Origin of the sequence: Methylobacterium sp. 88A (genome assembly GCF_000376345.1) — a bacterium.
GTDB classification, from domain to species: domain Bacteria; phylum Pseudomonadota; class Alphaproteobacteria; order Rhizobiales; family Beijerinckiaceae; genus Methylobacterium; species Methylobacterium bullatum.
The window spans coordinates 308,069-326,677 of record NZ_AQVT01000001.1 but is presented as its reverse complement, the minus strand read 5'-3'; the positions used below and the strand labels follow the sequence as shown (position 1 = coordinate 326,677).

Here is an 18,609-nt window from a genome sequence, read left to right as displayed (position 1 = left end):
GGTCTATCTCGTTCACTCTGTCGGTCCGGCAAGTGCCGTCGCGCGGACGTCGGGTCGTTTCAGGCGAGCCGGCGCTTGCGCTCCACGAGCTGCATGATGATCGGGGTCAGGATGAGCTGCATCGCGATGTCGAGCTTGCCGCCCGGAATCACGATGGAATTGGCACGGCTCATAAAGGAGCCCTGGATCATCGAAATCAGATAGGAAAAGTCGATGCCCTTCGGGTCCTTGAAGCGGATCACCACCATCGATTCGTCGGCGGTGGGAATCCAGCGGGCGATGAAGGGGTTGGAGGTGTCCACCGTGGGCACGCGCTGGAAGTTGATGTCCGTCCAGGTGAATTGCGGGCAGATCGTCTGCACGTAATCCGGCATGCGCCGCAGGATCACGTCGGTGACGGCCTCGGTGGAATAGCCGCGGAACGAGCGGTCCCGGTGCAGCTTCTGGATCCATTCGAGGTTGATCACCGGCACGACGCCGATCTTGAGGTCGGCGTAGCGGGCCATGTCGACATTGTCGTCGACGACGCAGCCGTGAAGGCCTTCGTAGAACAGCAGGTCGGAGCCCGGCGGAAAATCCTCCCAGGGCGTGAAGGTGCCCGGCTCGGCGCCGTAGGCCTGCGCATCGGCGACGTCGTGGACGTAGTGGCGCGTGCGCCCGCCGCCGGATTCGCCGTAGCTGCGAAACACCTCCTCCAATTCCAGGAGCAGGTTGGCGCGGGGCGCGAAGTGGCTGAGGGTCGGCTCCTCGGCCATGGCCTTGCGCATGGCGTTGCGATCAAGGGCGTGGAACGCGTCCCCCTCGATGTAGACCGCGCTCACGTCCTCGCGGCGAAAGATCTGCTCGAACGTGTTGCGCACGGAGGTCGTGCCGGCGCCCGACGATCCGGTGACCGAGATGATGGGATGACGCGCCGACATGAACGATACCCGACCGGTTCCAGCCTGTCCCCGGTCAGCTGCGCATCAGCCCGCGCTGGCCGAACAGGGGTGAGCGGCCGGCGGCGGCGTTGCGGCCACCGTAATACTTGGCGACGCAGGCCACGTCCTCGCTCGAACCGAACACCAGCGGCACGCGCTCGTGGATGCCGGTGGCGGAGATGTCGAGGATGCGGTTGGCACCGTCGGTGGCCGCGGCACCGGCCTGCTCCATCAGCATCGCGATGGGCGCGGCCTCGTAAAGGAGGCGCAGGCGGCCCTGCGCGTAGCCCTTCCGGTTGTCGCCGGGATAGAGGAACACACCGCCACGGAGGAGGACCCGCTGCGCGTCGGCAACCAGGGAGCCGAGCCAGCGCATGTTGAAGTTCTTGTCCAGCGGTCCCTCGGAACCGGCCAGACAATCCTCGATATAGGCCTTCACCGGGGTGTCCCAATGCCGGGCATTGGAGGCGTTGATGGCGTATTCCTTGGCGGCGGCCACCACTTCGATCCGCGGGCTGGTGAGGCGGAACACGCGCTCGGCCCGGTCCAGGGTGAAGATCTGTGTGCCGAAGCCGAGCGTCAGCACCAGGGAGGTCGCCGGGCCGTAGGTGACGAAGCCGGCGGCGAGCTGGGCGGTGCCTGGGCTCGTGAACGAGCCGAGGGGGTTCTCCGCCGTCGCGCCCACGGGCCGGATGCCGAAGATCGATCCCACCGCCATGTTCACGCCGATATTGGACGAGCCGTCCAGAGGATCGATGGCGACGGCGAGGGGAGCGCCTGCGTTGAGGAGCATGACGCCCTCGGCTTCCTCGGAAGCGACCTCCGCCACCGGTGCGCCGCGCAGGGCCTCGGTGAAGCGCTGGTGCGCCAGAACGTCGAGGGCCTTCTGCACGTCGCCGTCGCTGTTCTGCTCACCCTGCGCGGCGAGATCGCCGCCGCCCAGAGCGCCGCGGCCGATCACCTCGCTCACATCGACAGCCGCCTCGGCACAGGCTGCGATGACCGCCGCAACGTCGGCGAGTCCCTGATCGGCGGCGACCGCCTGGGCGAGGTACGCGTCGAGCCGCGACCCAATTTCCAGAGACCCCAACGACATCGGCTCACGTCCTCTTCCACAGACCCGCCGGAGACCATCCGGCCGCTCATCTTCCGTCTCGGTTCCGGGCCTTCGAAAGGCCGGAGCACCGCCCTTTGCACGATAGCGCCGGGTTCAACCAGAGCGCCAGACGGGCATTCCCCGTGCAAAGAAGGAATTCTGAAAAAACTTGCGGGCGGTTCCAAAAAAACTAAAAACGCCGGATGCGCAACCTCTCGCTCAAGCAACTCCAGGCCGTCGCAGCGGTCGCCCGCCTCGGAACGATGACCCGTGCGGCCCAGGAACTCAACGTCACCTCGGCGGCGCTCTATGCGCGCATCCGCCAGTTGGAGGAAGAGGCGGGGCTGCTGCTGTTCGACCGGACACCCACGGGCCTGAAGCCCACCGATGCCGGGCGCGAGATGCTGTGGGCGATCGACAGCATCAACACGGTCCTGGAGACCTGCGCCGACCGGCTCCAGACCCTCAAGGGTGGCAGCGGCGGGCGGGTCGCCATGGGGGTGGTGTCCACCGCCAAGTATTTCACGCCCCAGATCATCGCCGGCTTCGTCGACCGTTACCCCGCGGTGGAGATCAACCTCGTCGTCGGCAATCGCGGCGCCATGGTCGAGGCCCTGCGCAACTACGAGATCGATTTCGCCATCATGGGCCGTCCGCCGCGCGACTTCGCCATCGAGGCCGAGATGTTCGGCGCGCACCCACTGGTGATCATCGCGGCGCCAAGCCATCGCCTCAGCACGCGGACCAACCTCACGCGGGCGGATCTGGCCGAGGAATCCTTCCTGGTGCGCGAGGAGGGGTCCGGCACCCGCACGGTGTTCGAAGAGTTCATGTCGGGCATCATGATCCAGCGCGCGAAACTCGGGATCGACTCGGGTTCGAACGAAACGATCAAACAGGCGGTGATGGCCGGGCTCGGCATCGCCCTCATCTCCGGCCATACTGTGGCGGCCGAGGTCGAGAGCGGGCGCATGATCCTGCTCGACGTGCAGGGATTGCCGATCCGTCGCGACTGGTACGTGGTCCGCCGCGCCGACAAGGTGCTCGGGCCGGCGGCGGCGGCGTTCTGGGATTACACGGTGAAGGAAGGCGGTCGGAAGCTGCCGCGCCTGGCCCTGACACCGGCCGTCAGTTCGGTCACCGCGGAGTTCGAGGCGTGAGCGAGACCGGGATCGTCGTCGTCGGTGCCGGTCAGGCCGGCTTGCAGGCTGCGGCCTCCCTGCGCGAGGCGGGCTACGGCGGACTCCTGACGATGATCGGCGACGAGCCGAGCCTTCCCTATCAGCGTCCGCCGCTCTCGAAAGCCTATCTCGCCGGCAAGGTGGATGCCACCGGCCTGTTCCTGCGTGCGCCGGGCTTCTACGCGGACCACGGCATCGCCTGCGAGACCTCGGTCGAGGCCGTTGCGATCGACCGGGCGGCCCGCCGAGTCCGCCTCAGCGACGGACGCGACCTCGGCTACGATCATCTCGTCCTCGCCACGGGATCGCGAAACCGGCCTCTGCCGGTGCCAGGGGCGGAGCTCGCGGGCGTGTATCAGCTGCGCTCGATCGCGGATGCCGACCGGATCCAGGCGGCCATCGGCGAAGCGCGCAGCATCGCCATCGTGGGCGCTGGGTTCATCGGGCTCGAATTCGCCAGCATCTGCGCCGCGCGCGGTCTGTCCGTCACCGTCATCGAGGCCGCCGACCGCCCGATGGCGAGGGCGGTGTCCGAGCCGATCGCCACCTTCTTCCGAGAGGTCCACGAGAGCGCCGGCATCCGTTTCCTGTTCGGCTGCGGCGTGCAAGCCATAGAGGGCTGGGCCGGTCGGGCCGCGTCGATTGTCCTGTCGGACGGCGCCACCTGCCCGGCGGATCTGGTCCTGATCGGGATCGGTGTCCTACCGAACCAGGACCTCGCGGCCGAGGCCGGCCTTCACGTGGAGGACGGCATCGTCGTCGATTCCGTCCTTCTCACCGACGATCCGTCGATCTCGGCCATCGGCGATTGCGCCCGGTTTCCCACACGCTTCGCCGCCCATGGTACGGCGCGCGTCGAATCCGTCCAGAACGCTATCGACCACGGCCGCTGCCTCGCCGCCCGCATCACCGGGCGCCCCGCCCCCTACGATGCCGTCCCCTGGTTCTGGAGCGATCAAGGCGGCCACAAGCTGCAGATGGTGGGATTGCCGGTTCCGAGCGACGTCTCGGTGCGACGCGCCACCGCCGGGGGCTTTGCGGTGTTCCGATATCGCGGTCCGCACCTCACTGGCATCGAGACGGTGGATTCGGCGGCCGAGCATATGGCTGCTCGCCGGATCATCGCGCGCGGTCTATCGCCGACCCAAGACGAGGCCGCCGATCCGACCTTCGACCTGAAGGCCCTCGCGATGGGACGCGGCGGTGCCTGAAGAGGTTCAGAAACGGCCTCGTAACCTCAGTGATCGTTTTCCGTGGTCAGCGAGCCGAGGCGCGTACCCTCGTCTCCGCCCGTCGCGCGCAGGCCGACCCCGCTCTCGCTGCCTTCGTGAAAGACGATGCCGGCGGTCATGAGGACGCTTCTCAAAGCCTCGATCCGGCCCGAGGCCGGATCGCCGGTGCCATTCTCGAAGGCCTTCACGTCCTGCTCGGCCAGACCGACCTTGGCGGCGAGATCCGCCTCCGACCAGCCCAGCATGCCGCGAGCGGCCCGCGATTGCGCCGGGCTCATCGTGTTCGGCCCTGCCCCGCCGCGTCCGTTCTCGTCCAATCCCGACACAGGAAGCTCTCCGTCATGCAATGGCGCTCAACGCACGCCCGCTTCTAAGCTGCTTTAACGAGGCTCGCAGGGGGATTGTTCACGTAGAGTAAGCGTGGAGCGACGTTTGGAAGGGGATGACAAGGAAAACCTGGGATAGACAGTCTTGACCATATTTGTGCTGGAATCTTATCCGAAGGGCGTCCGTACGCCGTCCGCGCGAGCTTCGTCCGACACGGAGCTTCGCATGGAACGCGCGGCCCGAACTCTTGCAACCGGGACGCGGTGCGCGACCATGCGAGTTCGAATGATGATGACGAAGGAGGGCCTGACGATGAGAGCGATGCTGTTCGCCGCGATGGCTTGTGCCGCGACGGCGGGGATGCTGGCGACGGGCGCAATGGCGCAGGGATCCAACGTCACCGGCTTCGGCAAGGACAACCGCGAGAAGCCCGAGAAGAAGCAGTACGTTCCGGCCGCCAAGCCCCAGGAGAAGATGTTTCCCCTCGATGCGACCTGGACCGCCGTGAGCCTGAACGGCAAGCCCTTCAACGGCACCGACCGCCCGAGCTTCATCATCGACAAGCAGTACCGCGCCCGCGGCTACGGCGGTTGCAACACCTTCGCCGCCACGGCCTTCCCCCTGCGCGAGCAGCACCTCGCCGTCGGCCCCCTCGCTCTCACGAAGAAGCCCTGCGACAAGGGTACCGGCGCCAGCGAGCAGGACTTCTTCATCGCCCTGCGCACCGCTGCCCAGTGGGACCTCGTCGGGTCGCAGCTGGTGATCAAGAGCCAGAAGGGCGAGCTGAAGTTCGATCGCGCGCTCTAGATTTCGCTGCAACGCGGCCGGCTACCGGACGCACTCCCTCGGGCGAAGACGCGCTACGATGACCGTTCGCGTTAGACGGACGACTCGACCGGTCGCGAGGAAACCGAGGTCGGAAGGACAGCGATGACGGCGCAGGCGGGGCGGCCCGACGCCCTGCCCACCCCCTCGGTGCAGATTCGTCGGGCGCACTGACGCCGACTGCTTGGAGAAAGTCGACCTCGCTTTAAGACTGCGTTGACGACGATCCGAGGTCTCCGGCCCGGCTTTACCCCTCGTTCAATGCCCCCGTCGCCTTCTGCCAATCGCGGTTGAGGCGAGGGGAAGCGAAATGGTGAAGCGACTGGAATGGGCGACGGGGAGCGTCGTCCGCAGCGGCGTCCGCGAACAGGCCGTCTATACCTGCCCGCCGAGCCTGCATCCGGGAGCCTTCCGGATCGCGCTGTCGACGCCGCTTTGCGCGACTCTGCTCGTGCTGTCCGCGATGGTCCTGTTCTCGTGAACGCCGCCCGATCCCGTCATTGATCGGCACTCGACTGCGCGGAAGATCTGGGATGACAGGCCGCTCGCGGCATCGCGAGAACAACATTCTCCCGATGCCCCACCAAGCAAATCAATATTTCTACTGATGATTCAGACTGTTGAAGACAGAGAAGATTTGTCTTTGACCTGCGGCCATTGCCGATTGCCTCGCCTAGAGCGACGCGATATCCCGGCGCACACCGAGCGCAGGGCCTGTCGAGGCCTTCGCAATGCGTAAGAGCCGATCAGGAGATCTCGTCATGGCCGACACCAGCCCCTCGCAGTCCCGCAAACCCGGCCACGGCCACATCTACGGCTCGATCACCGAGACGATCGGCAACACGCCCCTGGTCCGGCTCAACCGGATCACCAAGGAGCGCGGCGTCGATGCCGAGATCCTGCTGAAGCTCGAATTCTTCAACCCGATCGCGAGCGTGAAGGATCGTATCGGCGTCAACATGATCGACGCCCTCGAAGCCTCCGGCCAGTTGAAGCCGGGCGGCACCCTGGTCGAGCCCACCTCCGGCAATACCGGCATCGCCCTGGCCTTCGTGGCGGCGGCACGCGGCTACCGCCTGATCCTCGTCATGCCCGAGACCATGTCCCTGGAGCGCCGCAAGATGCTCGCTTTCCTCGGCGCAGAACTGGCCCTCACCCCCGGCCCGCAGGGCATGAAGGGCGCGATCAGCAAGGCCGAAGAGCTTCTCAACGAGATTCCCGGCGCGATCATGCCGCAGCAATTCTCGAACCCGGCCAACCCCGAGATCCACCGCAAGACCACGGCCGAGGAAATCTGGAACGACACTCAGGGCCAGCTCGACGCGTTCGTGGCCGGCGTCGGCACCGGCGGCACCATCACGGGCGTCGGCAGCGTGCTGAAGCCCCGCCTGCCCAACCTCAAGGTCGTCGCCGTGGAGCCAACCGATTCGCCCGTCATCTCCGGCGGCCAGCCCGGCCCGCACAAGATCCAGGGCATCGGCGCCGGGTTCATCCCCGGCAACCTCGACCGCGAGGTCATCGACGAGGTGATCACGGTCTCGAACCAGGAAGCCTTCGACACCGCCCGGCTTCTCGCCAAACTCGAAGGTATCCCCGGCGGCATCTCCACCGGCGGCAACGTCGCCGCAGCTCTGAAACTGGCGGCGCGGCCGGAGTTCCAGGGCAAGCGCATCGTCACGGTGGCCTGCTCGTTTGCCGAGCGCTACATTTCCTCGGCGCTCTTCGAGGGGATCTGACCTCCGACGGCCGGCCCTGCCACGGGGCCGACTTTTCCAGGACGACGGCGCTTTCTCCCTGTGGCTTTCGAGCCCCTTTCTGAAGGCCGCCCTTGTCCTCGACTGCCCTGTATCGGATCCGCCGCGCCACCCGCCGCCCCTGGCTGCGGGTGGCTGCATTCTGCGAAGCCGGCGTCGCGGCCGCGCTAGCCTCGGCCTTCGGCGCGCCGCTGATCCCCATCGAGATAGCCCAATCGATCGGCGCCGACGCCGTCGACCAGATCCTGTCCGTGCTCGCGACGAGCATGTTGCCGGTGGCGACATTCTCGCTCTCGATCATGGTGCAGGCCTATGGCGGCGCCACCAGCAACGTGACGCCCCGGGCCGTGACCCTGCTGATGGAGGATACCCGCGCGCAGAATGCGGTGGCGAGCTTCATCGGCGCCTTCGTCTACAGCGTGGTCGGACTGATCGCGCTCAAGACCCATTTCTACGGCGATCAGGGCCGGGTCATCCTGTTTGGCCTCACCCTCGTCGTCCTCGCCTCGGTGGTCGTCACCCTGGTACGCTGGATCGATACCCTGGCCCATCTCGGCCGGGTCGGCGAGACCGTCGACGCCATCGAGGAGGCGGCCTGCGCCGCAATCAGGCGGCGGGCCGAGGCACCCTATCTCGGTGGGCTGCCCTGGTGCCCCGCGCCGGAGGACGCGATCGCCGTGCAAGCGCAGAGCACGGGATACATCCAGCACGTGGATTCCGGGGCGCTGGAGGCGCTCGGCGAGGCGTCGGACCTCGTCCTGCACCTTGCGGTCCTACCAGGCAGCTTCGTCCATCGGGGCCGACTCCTGGTAGAGATCGACGGCAATCCCGACGCCGCGACCCTGGCCGGCATCACCAAGGCCTTCGTCATCGGCGACAGGCGCAGCTTCGACGATGATCCGCGCTTCGGTATCATCGTCCTTACTGAAGTCGCCTCGCGCGGGCTGTCTGCGGCTATCAACGATCCCGGCACGCCGATCGACGTCATCGGGACGCAAGTGCGGGTGCTGACGCTCTGGGCCGAATGCCGGGCCGCCCCGACACGGGGCGAAATCTACCCACGCCTGCGGGTGCCGGGCATCGAGGTGGCGGACCTGTTCGCCGACGCGTTCCGTCCCATCGGCCGCGACGGTGCCGCTTGCGCCGAGGTTGGGGTGCGCCTGCAAAAGGCGCTCGCCGCCCTTCACGCCATTGGCGGCCCCGACTTTCAGGCGGCCGCACGCCGGGAGGCGGACAATGCACTCGCGCGGGCGGAGAAACTCCTCGACTTGCCCGACGATCTCGAAGTCCTGCGAGCCGCTCACGCCCTCGTCGGCCATCGAGGCTGACGCAACCTCGCGGCCCATGGAATGGTTGAACCTCCAACATTGGAGGACACCATGACGGTTGAGCCGCGCCAGCGCCCTTCGCTGAAGAATTTCGACACCTATACCGATCGAAACGGCCAAAATCCCGGCCAGGACAATGCCCGTGATGTCGGCATCCCGTCGCGCACACAAGCCGATCTCAAAGGCGATCCCTCGGGAGAGGCGGAGACTGCCCGTATCGCGTCCGGGACGCCGAGTGAGGACGCCACCGACCAGACGGAGATGGAAGTTCCGGCCGAGAACATCCGGGCCATCGGTGATGCTTCGCAGAAAGCCGAGCCTCAGAGCGCGGCGGCGAAGGATTCCATCGATCGCGCCACCGCGAGCGTCGGCAAGGACGAGGAGAGCTAGATGTCGGATTTTGACAAGCAGCCCACCGATGCCGCGACGCGCAAGCCCAACGATGTCGGATCCCGGGGCGAGCCTGCGTTGGAGGGTGGACACCAGACCGCGCAACAGGCGGCCATCACCGGCATCGATCCGGGCGGCCTCAGCGATGACGACCGGAAGGCGAACTGGAACAAGGACGCCGACAAGGCCGGGCGCAACCCGACTCCCGTGGGCGGTTCGTCGAATGGCCAATCGGACCGCAAGCGGTGAGACGCATCGTCAGGGGACGACGTGACGCTTCGAATAAGGAGAGCAACACCCATGGTGGACGATGTGGACAAGAACGATAAGCCACCGCAGGGAAAGCCGGCCAACTCGGCACCCGATGCCGTGATGGATCCCAATGAGAAGACCGAAGGCAAACCGGGACAAGGGCCGCAGGGCGACAAGTCGTCTGATGACGAGACCGATCCCGGCGGCGGCTGAAGCGTCATGACGATGAAGGGCGTGGTCTTCGATCGAAACATGCCCTTCGTCCACAAATCGCGAAGACCATTGAGCGCACCGGTGAGGCGGGTACTGTGTTCCAAAGGGAGACAGACGCCATGAATGCCCCCGATTCGGTCACCGGAGACGCGACGTCGATCTACGATCGGGACCTCGACCGAAACCCGGCCAATCACCAGCCGCTGACACCGCTGAGTTACCTCGATCGTGCGGCCAGGGTGTTTCCCGACCATGTGGCGGTGATCCACGGTGACTTGCGCCGAACCTATGCCGACCTCTACGAGCGCAGCCGACGTCTCGCGGCGGCGCTCAAAGCGCGCGGCATCGGCCGGGGCGACACGGTGGCTGTCATGCTCGCCAACACCCCCGAAATGATCGAGTGCCATTACGGGGTGCCGATGACAGGCGCCGTGCTCAACACCTTGAACACCCGTCTCGACGCGGCCGGCTTGGCCTTCTGCCTCGACCACGGTGAGGCCAAGGTACTGATCACCGATCGGGAGTTCAGCCGGGTCGTCGGCCCCGCACTGGAGCAGGTCGAAGCAAAGCCCCTCGTCATCGATGTGGACGATCCGGTGTTCACCGGCGAAGGCACCGCCATCGGCACCGTTGACTACGAGGCCCTGCTGGCCGGGGGCGACCCGACGTCCGATTGGGCGATGCCAGCGGACGAATGGGACGCGATCTCGCTGAACTACACCTCGGGCACGACCGGCGACCCGAAGGGAGTGGTCTATCATCACCGCGGCGCGGCGCTCCTGTCTCTCGGCAACGCCATCACCGGAAATCTTGGGCAGCACCCGGTTTATCTCTGGACCCTGCCGATGTTCCACTGCAACGGCTGGTGCTTCCCCTGGACCCTGTCGGTGGTGGCCGGCACCCATGTCTGCCTGCGCCAAGTCCGGGCCGGCGCACTCTACCAGGCACTTGCCGAGCACAGCGTCACCCATCTCTGCGGCGCGCCGATCGTGATGCAGTTGCTGCTCAACGCCACCGATTCCGAGCGCCGCCCCCTGCCCCGGCGCGTCGCCTTCCTGACGGCGGCGGCGCCCCCGCCCCAGGCGGTGCTCGGCGCCATGGGGGCCGCCGGCTTCGACGTCACCCATCTCTACGGCCTCACCGAGACCTACGGCCCGGCCGTCGTGAATGCCTGGCACCGGGACTGGGACGCCCTTGATGCGGACGCGCGTGCGGAGAAAATGGCGCGCCAGGGCGTGCGCTACCCCGTTCTCGAAGGCTTCGACATCCGCGACCCCGAGACCTGCGAAACGGTGCCCGCCGATGGGCAGACCATGGGCGAGGCGATGTTCCGCGGCAACGTGGTGATGCGTGGCTACCTGAAGAACCCCACCGCCACGCAGGCCGCCTTCAAAGGCGGCTGGTTCCGCTCCGGCGACCTCGGGGTCAAGCACCCGGACGGCTACGTCCAGTTAAAGGACCGCTCGAAGGACATCATCATCTCGGGTGGCGAGAATATTTCGTCCATCGAGGTGGAGGACGCCCTGTTCCGCCACCCCGCCGTCTCGGCCGCCGCCGTGGTGGCCAAGCCCGACGCGAAATGGGGTGAAACTCCCGTCGCCTTCGTAGAGCTGAAGCCCGATGCGAGCGTGGAGGCCGACGCCCTCATCGCCTGGTGCCGCGAGCGGCTGGCTGGCTACAAGCTGCCCCGCCACATCGTGTTCGGAGAGTTGCCCAAGACTTCGACGGGCAAGGTGCAGAAGTACCTGCTGCGGGAGCGGGCGAAGACCGAGTGAGGGCGCCGGCTCCGCTCAAAAAAGAAAAGGCCGGGCGATGAGCCCGGCCTTCGTATGGTTCAAATCGTGGGCGCCCCTCAGGCGACGCCGCCCGAGCGCTCGAAGCGCTTGCGCTCGTTCGGGTCGAGGTATGTCTTACGCAGGCGGATCGACTTGGGCGTGACTTCCATCAACTCGTCGTCCTGAATCCAGGCCAGCGAGCGCTCCAGGGTCATGCGGATCGGAGGGGTGAGGCGCACGGCCTCGTCCTTCGAGGTGGTGCGGATGTTGGTGAGCTTCTTGCCCTTGAGCACGTTCACCTCGAGGTCGTTCTCGCGGTTGTGCTCGCCGATGATCATGCCCTGATAGACCTTGGCGCCGGGCTCGATCATCATCGGGCCGCGATCTTCCAGGTTCCACATGGCGTAGGCCACGGCCTCGCCCTTGTCGTTCGAGATCAGCACGCCATTGCGGCGGCCGGGCATCTCGCCCTTGTAGGGCTCGTAGGCCTTGAACAGGCGGTTCATGATCGCGGTGCCGCGCGTGTCGGTCATGAGCTCGCCCTGGTAGCCGATGAGGCCACGGGTCGGCGCATGGAAGACGAGGCGCAGGCGGCTACCGCCTGAAGGCCGCATCTCGATCATCTCGGCCTTGCGCTCGGACATCTTCTGCACGACGACGCCCGAGTATTCCTCGTCCACGTCGACCACGACCTCCTCGACCGGCTCGAGGACGTTGTCGTTCTCGTCCTTGGAGAGCACCACGCGAGGACGCGACACGGCGATCTCGAAGCCTTCACGGCGCATGGTCTCGATCAGGATGGCCAGTTGCAACTCGCCGCGACCGGAGACGAAGAACGAATCCTTGTCGGCCGCTTCCTCGATCTTGAGCGTGACGTTGCCCTCGGCCTCCTTGAACAGGCGGTCGCGGATCATGCGGCTCGTCACCTTGTCGCCCTCGGTGCCCGCCAGAGGCGAATCGTTGACGATGAAGGACATGGTGACGGTAGGCGGATCGATCGGCTGGGCCTGGATCGGGGTCTCGACCTGCGGGTCGCAGAAGGTGTCGGCCACGGTGCCCTTCACGAGGCCGGCGATGGAGACGATGTCGCCCGCCTCGCCGATGTCGATGGGCGCGCGCTCCAGGCCGCGGAAAGCCAGGATCTTCGAGACGCGGCCAGTCTCCACGAGCTTGCCCGTGCGATCCATGACCTTGATGGCCTGGTTCGGCTTCACGGTACCGGACGCGATGCGGCCGGTGATGATGCGGCCGAGGAAGGGGTTGGCTTCGAGCAGGGTGCCGAGCATCCGGAACGGACCCTCTTCGACCTTGGCCTGGGGCACGTGGGAGAGCACGAGGTCGAAGAGCGGCGCGAGGCCATCTTCCTGGGAACCGTCGGGCGACGTCGCCATCCAGCCGGCACGGCCCGAACCGTAGAGGATCGGGAAATCGAGCTGGTCGTCGGTGGCGTCGAGGGCCGCGAAGAGGTCGAACACCTCGTTCACCACCTCGGTGATGCGGGCGTCCGGACGATCGACCTTATTGATCGCCACGATCGGCTTCAGACCGATCTTGAGGGCCTTGCCGACCACGAACTTGGTCTGGGGCATCGGACCCTCGGCGGCATCGACGAGGACGATCACGCCGTCCACCATCGAGAGGATACGCTCCACCTCGCCGCCGAAATCGGCGTGGCCGGGGGTGTCGACGACGTTGACGCGGGTATCCTTCCAGACGACCGAGGTCGCCTTGGCCAGGATGGTGATGCCGCGCTCCTTCTCGAGGTCGTTCGAATCCATCGCGCGCTCTTCAACGCGCTGGTTGTCTCGGAACGACCCCGACTGGGACAGGAGCTTGTCGACGAGCGTCGTCTTGCCGTGGTCGACGTGGGCGATGATGGCGATGTTGCGAAGCTTCATAAGGTATCCGGCAGCGAGAAGAGCCCGTCACGCGACGGGCCGCAGGGATGCGGCCGGCAGCGCCGGGTCACGGGATCGAGCTATCGCGTCGCAATATAAGGTGTCGGGCGTTCCGGCAAGGGGCATGGACCGCGTGTCTGCCACTCATCTCACGCGCACCCGCGTGCCGCAGCAGCGGGGCCGTCGCTTTGATGCGCAAAAACGGCGAGGGCCGGTGACACTGTCCTACGGTCCACATGCAGTCTGCCGCGCAAGAGCAAGACGACCTAAGGCAACCGTTCGCCTCCGGCTCGGCATGAGCAAAGGCGTCGACGACACGAGGAACGCCGGTAGGCCGAAGGACAACGTCCTGCGTCCGTCAGAGAAAATCGGCATTCGCGACGCGAGGTGAGGCGAGGCCCTGGCGGTTACTCGCCTGTCCCGCACGCGCTCGCGTCGATGCTCGATGCGTAGGCGGCCATGATCGCTGCCAGCAGACCCGGAAAGCGAGACTCCACCTCGGCGCAACGCGAGCGGTTCCGCATCTCCACGCCGTGACGTTCGCAGTGGATCAATCCGGCCTCGCGCAGCACCTTGAAATGGCTCGAGAGCGAGGATTTCGGGATGATCTGGTCTCCCATTGCGGACAAGGCCGAGCAAGCCTCGACGCAGCCCGCGCTCCTGATCCGCGCGAAGATCACCGCGCGGCGAGGATCGGACAGGGCGTGGAGGATCGCTTGCGGCTGGACATCCTCGATCGCGGGGTGAAACAGGGGCCTCATAATTTGTCCATATGGGGACTTGATCTTCGTTCGTTTAGTTCCGAAGTTCCGAACTATGGGATAAAGACAGCCAGTCGGCAGCCGGTTCCCGACGAAGGATAGCACACATGTCGAAGCTTGACGGAAAGGTCGCTGTCGTGACCGGCGGATCGAAGGGCATCGGTGCGGCGATCGCCAAAGCCCTGGCGAAGGAGGGTGCGACCGTCGTGGTCAACTACGCATCGAGCAAGGCCGGAGCCGAAACCGTGGTCGCGGACATTACCTCGGCCGGGGGCAAGGCCATCGCAGTCCAGGCGGACGTCTCCAAGGCTGCTCAGGCACAGGAATTGGTCGAGGCAGCAGTGAAGCGGTTCGGCCGGCTCGACGTGCTGGTCAACAATTCCGGCGTCTATGAATTCGCGTCGATCGAGGAAATCACCGAAGAGCATTATCGCCGTCTCTTCGACGTCAACGTGCTCGGCGTCCTGCTGGCGACTCAGGCGGCGGCCAAGCATCTTGGGGAAGGCGGCAGCGTCGTCAATATCTCCTCGGCGATCACCCATGTGCATACGCCGAGCGCGGCGGTCTATTCCGGCACCAAGGGCGCCTTGAACGCGATCTCGGACGTCCTCGCCAACGAGCTTGCCCCACGCAAGATCCGTGTGAACGTGGTCAGCCCCGGCTTCGTGGTGACCGAGGGCACCCACACAGCCGGCATCGTCGGCTCCGATATGGAAGCCGGGTTCGTCGCGCAGACACCGCTCGGCCGGGCCGGCCAGCCGGACGATATCGCCGAGGTCGTCGCCTTCCTCGCTTCAGACGATGCCCGTTGGTTGACCGGCGAGAACATCACCGCCAGCGGCGGCATTCGCTGACGCGAGGCAACACGGCCCGCGCGTGCCCCCTCGCCAGGAGCACGCCCGGGAACACGGGCCGCGACGCCCGCGCCTATCGCCCGAGCGCCTCGGTCCCGCACCATTCGGCCACGAACAGCGCCATCGCGGTGGTGATCCGCTTGACCGAAGCGAGGCTGACGCGCTCGTCGAAACCGTGGATGTTCTCGCTGATCGGCCCGTAGCAGAGGGCCGGAACCCGGTCGTAGAGGGCATGGACGCGGGTATCGAGATAGCTCGGCGACATGAAGCTCCGAAGGTCGGTCCCCGTGGCCCGCCTGTGCGCGGTGGCGAGCACGGCCTCGGCCTCCGAGCCTTCGTCCAGCTCGTAGCCTTCGGAGAAGAAGCCGTTGAAGGCCACCACCGGCGGCGTCTTCGCCAGGAACGCGTCCGTCCGGGCGAAGTCCGCTACCGCCGCCTCGATCTCGCGTGCCGCATCCGCCGCGCCGACGCCTGGATAGATCGCGATCCGGCACGCGATCCGACACCAGGCGGGCACCGACGAGGCCCAATCGCCCCCCTCGATCCGGCCGACATTGAGGTTGATCGGATGCGCTTCACCCTCGAAATGGCGGCGTCCCGTCTTGCGGGCGTTCCACGATTCCTCGAGTTCGCGCAGGGCCCCGATCACCCGGTAGGCCGCGTCGATGGCGTTGGCTCCCGCCCCCATCTCGCGGACATGGACAGGCGTGCCCCGCACCTCGACCGTGAACCACAGCACGCCGGTATTGGCGCGCACGAGCTTCTCGTCCTCGGGCTCGGGGATCAGCACGGCATCGGCCCGGTAGCCATGCAGATGGGCCATCAGAGCACCGTTGCCGGTGGATTCCTCCTCGACCACGGACTGGACCGTCACGGTGGCAGCCGGCTGAAGCCCGATCCGGGCCAGCGCATCGAGAGCGAAAAGGTTGACGGCGTGGCCGGCCTTCATGTCGGCCGCACCCCTTCCGTACATCCAGTCGCCCCGTATCACGGGATCGAAGGGTGGGTGGCTCCACAGGTCGAGGGGACCGGGGGGTACGACGTCCACATGCGCTTGCAGGATCAATGAGCGACCGGTCTCATGCCGGGGCCGGTGGATGCCGACGACGAGGGGCGCATCGGAATGCTCCGGCGTGATCCGCCCCCCGCCGGGATGCGCGCTGATGGCCGCATGGTCCATACGGACCTGCTCCATGGCGTAGCCGCGCTCCCTAAGGCAGCGGAACACGTGGTCCTGGATCGCGTGCTCGGCGCCCCGGACCGAGCCGAACCGGACGAGGGCCTGGATATGGGCCACCTGCTCGGCGAAGCCCAACTCCACCGAGGTGGTAATACGGTCCGCGAGAGCAGGGTCGAGCGCCATCGATCGTCCTCGTGAAAGCCTGTCGAACAGCCCTTCACATAGGCCCATCCGATCGGGCTGGAACCCGCCGCCAGCTCAGATGAAGAAGGCAATGGCCATGGCGAGAGGAAGTGCGGCGATGGCCGCCGGGCGGATCCAGGCCGGACGATAGGACATCAGCGCCACGACGATGAGTGCGGCCCCGGTGAGCGAGCCGAGCCATTGTACCGGACCGAAATTCCAGTCCGCCGTGATGATGGCCGCGGCGAAGGCCAGGGCGATGAAAAGCCAACCCGCCACGCGGAACGCTCTGTCCCGCCGCCGGGAAGGGCGCCCGTGGAACAGGGTCCGGCCATGCCGGTCCATGCTCAGGCAGAGGCAGGCGAGACCGGAGAAGCTCAGGAGTGAGGTGAGGGATACGGCAACGGGCGTCATGCTCGGACGAAATCTCCGGTGGTACGGGCGGCCTCTCTCCGCGTCCCCTCGTGGCGCCCGAGCTTGCGCGCGCCGAAGAGGAAGACCAGCGCGAGCGCCACCATGGCGGCGTCGAAGCCCAGGAAGTCGGCTCGCCATCCCGTCTGCACCCAATCGACCAGAGGAACGGCGAGGAGGAGAAGCGCGGCGGCATAGCTCATTTCGCCCCATGCCCGGCGATGCGGGCGAGCAAGGGGGATCAGTGCGGCGAGGAGCCAGATCCCGAAGAACACGCCGCTTTCCCAGGATTCCCTCGCGGCCCATTCTACCGGAACGAGGCGGTTGGCGAGGAAGAGCGCCGCCATGCCGATGGGTAGGCCGAGGATGGTGCCGATGTTGAGCGCATGAACGAGGCGCCAGCCGGCGGCGGGACGGACGACGCCTTTCGGCGCCCGCGCCACGGTCCACAGGACGAGTCCGGTGGCGATGGCGGCACAGCCCATCAGGCCGGACAGGAAGAACAGGATGCGCAGGGCCGGCCCGGCGAAATGCGCCTCGTGCAGGCCGACGAAGCTCGTATAGGCATGCGCCGCCGGTTTAAGCGGTCCGGTTCGTTCGACAACCTCCCCGGTCACCGCATGGAAGGCGATCTGCGGATGGCGATGGGCGAGCCCATGGGGCTCCTCGAACACCGCCACCACGGTGGCATTGGCATCGCCGGGATTGTTGACCGAGACCATCTCGAGCGGTTCGCTCACCTCGGCCTGGGCGCGGCGGATGAGAGGACCGAGCGGCGCCGGCTCGGCCGGCTTGCCCTCGGCGGCGCGCCAGGCCGGCATCTGGCCGGACTCGACGTAGAAGCGCATCTCGTCGCCCTTGTAGGCGCTCACCATTCCCCACGGCATGTACATGAGCGCGAGCGAGACGATGCCCGTATAGGTGATCATTAGGTGGAACGGCAGCGCCAGAACGCCGGTGACGTTGTGCGCGTCGAGCCAGCCGCGCTGGGCGGATTTCGAACGCCGGAAGGTGAAGAAATCGGCGAAGATCCGGCGATGGGTGACGATGCCGCTGATGAGGGCGACGAGCAGGACCATCGCGCAGATGCCGACGATCCAGCGGCCGAGGGCCGGGAGCATCTGCAATTCGAAATGGAAGCGGTAGAAGAAGTCACCGCCCTGTGTCGCCCGGGCCTCTGTCGGCGCGCCGGTATCCGGATCGAGGAGCGCCTTGCCGAACTCGCCGTCCGGCGTGACCATCCAATAGGCGCCGATATACGGCTTGTCGGGCTGCGGCACGCCCACATACCAAGCCATCGCCTTTGGGGCATGGACCTTGAGATACGCGACCCCGAGTTCGGTCGCCCGGACCACGTCGTATTCCGCCTGCGCGCGTAATTCGGGCCGCATCCAGAGGGAAATGTCGGACTTGTAGTAGGTGGCGGTGCCGGTGACGAAGACGGCGAACATCACCCAGCCGGTGACGAGCCCCGCCCAGGTGTGCAGCCACGCCATCGATTGGCGAAACCCCTGCTTCATGCGGGCTGCACCGCGCTGCCGAGGGCGAGCCAGAGACCGGCGCCCAGGCACAAAGCCGGAAGCGCCAGTCCTATCGCCGCGCGGGCGAGGGTACGGGCGGAAAAGACCCAGATCACCGCACCCGCCATGATCGCGAAGCTCGCCAGAGTGGCAGCGGCGACGGCCTCCGAACGATCAAGGGGCAGGGTCAAAGACAGGAAGGCCGTGGCGATGGCCGCGAGGGCATAGCCTCCGAAGATCGCCAGGAGGGTCCGGCCCGCCACCATCAGACGGTAGCGGCCCTGCGATGGCCGTGCATTCGGCTTGGTCGTATCCGTCATCGGCAGGCAGCACCGGTTTGCGAGGAACGAACGGCAGGCGGGCTCGGCAAGGCAACGCCAGCGAAACGGATGGCCTCGACGCCGTGACGACCAGTATCTTGGCCGAGTTGCCGATCACACAACGCTATACAAAGCCTCGTCTTGCCCGGGCAATCACTATGTTGTGGAACGATTCCAAGTACGCCGAAC

Annotated in this window: 20 protein-coding genes; 11 read left to right on the top strand and 9 right to left on the bottom strand. The window is 66.4% G+C overall.

All coding sequences use genetic code 11. The features are described from left to right. Window positions 1-59: 59 nt before the first annotated feature. Together A3OM_RS0101505 and A3OM_RS0101500 are read right to left on the bottom strand one after the other, a co-directional pair. The gene (locus A3OM_RS0101505; protein WP_018041968.1) at window positions 60-920 is read right to left on the bottom strand and encodes a phosphoribulokinase; all 861 of its coding nucleotides are present in this window, start codon (window positions 918-920) and stop codon (window positions 60-62) included. Between the two features lie 34 nt (window positions 921-954). Continuing rightward, window positions 955-2,016: a class 1 fructose-bisphosphatase gene (locus A3OM_RS0101500; protein WP_018041967.1), complete on the bottom strand. Its 1,062-nt coding sequence runs from the start codon at window positions 2,014-2,016 to the stop codon at window positions 955-957. Between the two features lie 203 nt (window positions 2,017-2,219). Here A3OM_RS0101500 and A3OM_RS0101495 point away from each other — a divergent pair, with 203 nt between their 5' ends. Then, a complete protein-coding gene (locus A3OM_RS0101495; RefSeq protein WP_018041966.1) occupies window positions 2,220-3,176 on the top strand; it encodes a LysR family transcriptional regulator in 957 nt (318 codons plus the stop codon). Next, window positions 3,173-4,408 (top strand): FAD-dependent oxidoreductase, encoded by a 1,236-nt coding sequence (locus A3OM_RS0101490; protein ID WP_018041965.1) that lies wholly within the window; start codon window positions 3,173-3,175, stop codon window positions 4,406-4,408. Before A3OM_RS0101495 ends, A3OM_RS0101490 begins: the two co-directional genes overlap by 4 nt. Window positions 4,409-4,434: 26 nt before the next feature. Here A3OM_RS0101490 and A3OM_RS0101485 read toward each other — a convergent pair whose 3' ends face one another. Next, window positions 4,435-4,755 carry an XRE family transcriptional regulator gene (locus tag A3OM_RS0101485; protein WP_238253774.1) on the bottom strand — a complete coding sequence of 107 codons (321 nt, stop codon included), beginning with the start codon at window positions 4,753-4,755 and terminating at the stop codon, window positions 4,435-4,437. 313 nt (window positions 4,756-5,068) lie between these two features. On the opposite strand from A3OM_RS0101485, the gene A3OM_RS0101480 reads away from it, so the two are divergent. The 8 genes from A3OM_RS0101480 (at window position 5,069) to A3OM_RS0101445 (ending at window position 11,293) form a co-directional block, all read left to right on the top strand. Then, window positions 5,069-5,563, top strand: coding sequence for an META domain-containing protein (locus A3OM_RS0101480; protein ID WP_026175611.1), 495 nt, complete (start codon window positions 5,069-5,071; stop codon window positions 5,561-5,563). Window positions 5,564-5,891: 328 nt separating this feature from the next. Then, entirely contained in the window at window positions 5,892-6,062 is a 171-nt protein-coding gene (locus A3OM_RS26030; RefSeq protein WP_018041962.1) for a hypothetical protein, read from the top strand. Between the two features lie 280 nt (window positions 6,063-6,342). Continuing rightward, complete coding sequence (cysK, locus tag A3OM_RS0101470; RefSeq protein ID WP_018041961.1) at window positions 6,343-7,317, top strand: cysteine synthase A; 975 nt, start codon at window positions 6,343-6,345, stop codon at window positions 7,315-7,317. Window positions 7,318-7,409: 92 nt separating this feature from the next. Then, entirely contained in the window at window positions 7,410-8,663 is a 1,254-nt protein-coding gene (locus tag A3OM_RS0101465; RefSeq protein WP_018041960.1) for a DUF2254 domain-containing protein, read from the top strand. 51 nt (window positions 8,664-8,714) lie between these two features. Then, window positions 8,715-9,053, top strand: a complete 339-nt coding sequence (locus A3OM_RS0101460) for a hypothetical protein (RefSeq protein ID WP_026175610.1) — start codon at window positions 8,715-8,717, stop codon at window positions 9,051-9,053. Then, the gene (locus A3OM_RS23365) at window positions 9,054-9,302 is read left to right on the top strand and encodes a hypothetical protein (RefSeq protein ID WP_018041958.1); all 249 of its coding nucleotides are present in this window, start codon (window positions 9,054-9,056) and stop codon (window positions 9,300-9,302) included. Window positions 9,303-9,353: 51 nt separating this feature from the next. Beyond that, complete coding sequence (locus tag A3OM_RS26025) at window positions 9,354-9,518, top strand: hypothetical protein (RefSeq protein WP_018041957.1); 165 nt, start codon at window positions 9,354-9,356, stop codon at window positions 9,516-9,518. 119 nt (window positions 9,519-9,637) lie between these two features. Then, window positions 9,638-11,293 (top strand): acyl-CoA synthetase, encoded by a 1,656-nt coding sequence (locus A3OM_RS0101445; protein WP_018041956.1) that lies wholly within the window; start codon window positions 9,638-9,640, stop codon window positions 11,291-11,293. A 77-nt stretch (window positions 11,294-11,370) separates the two neighbouring features. Here A3OM_RS0101445 and typA read toward each other — a convergent pair whose 3' ends face one another. Together typA and A3OM_RS0101435 are read right to left on the bottom strand one after the other, a co-directional pair. Next, window positions 11,371-13,191 (bottom strand): translational GTPase TypA, encoded by a 1,821-nt coding sequence (gene typA, locus A3OM_RS0101440; RefSeq protein ID WP_018041955.1) that lies wholly within the window; start codon window positions 13,189-13,191, stop codon window positions 11,371-11,373. Between the two features lie 407 nt (window positions 13,192-13,598). Next, window positions 13,599-13,952, bottom strand: coding sequence for a helix-turn-helix domain-containing protein (locus tag A3OM_RS0101435; protein WP_018041954.1), 354 nt, complete (start codon window positions 13,950-13,952; stop codon window positions 13,599-13,601). 107 nt (window positions 13,953-14,059) lie between these two features. On the opposite strand from A3OM_RS0101435, the gene A3OM_RS0101430 reads away from it, so the two are divergent. Then, window positions 14,060-14,806 (top strand): glucose 1-dehydrogenase, encoded by a 747-nt coding sequence (locus A3OM_RS0101430; RefSeq protein ID WP_018041953.1) that lies wholly within the window; start codon window positions 14,060-14,062, stop codon window positions 14,804-14,806. A 73-nt stretch (window positions 14,807-14,879) separates the two neighbouring features. On the opposite strand, the gene A3OM_RS0101425 is transcribed toward A3OM_RS0101430, so the two are convergent. The 4 genes from A3OM_RS0101425 to A3OM_RS0101410 form a co-directional block, all read right to left on the bottom strand. Beyond that, window positions 14,880-16,169, bottom strand: a complete 1,290-nt coding sequence (locus A3OM_RS0101425; protein ID WP_018041952.1) for an ArgE/DapE family deacylase — start codon at window positions 16,167-16,169, stop codon at window positions 14,880-14,882. A 75-nt stretch (window positions 16,170-16,244) separates the two neighbouring features. After that, complete coding sequence (locus A3OM_RS0101420) at window positions 16,245-16,583, bottom strand: DUF3325 domain-containing protein (protein ID WP_018041951.1); 339 nt, start codon at window positions 16,581-16,583, stop codon at window positions 16,245-16,247. Beyond that, entirely contained in the window at window positions 16,580-18,100 is a 1,521-nt protein-coding gene (locus A3OM_RS0101415) for a PepSY-associated TM helix domain-containing protein (protein WP_026175609.1), read from the bottom strand. Before A3OM_RS0101415 ends, A3OM_RS0101420 begins: the two co-directional genes overlap by 4 nt. Further along, window positions 18,097-18,420 (bottom strand): hypothetical protein, encoded by a 324-nt coding sequence (locus A3OM_RS0101410; RefSeq protein ID WP_018041949.1) that lies wholly within the window; start codon window positions 18,418-18,420, stop codon window positions 18,097-18,099. Before A3OM_RS0101410 ends, A3OM_RS0101415 begins: the two co-directional genes overlap by 4 nt. Between the last annotated feature and the right edge of the window lie 189 nt (window positions 18,421-18,609).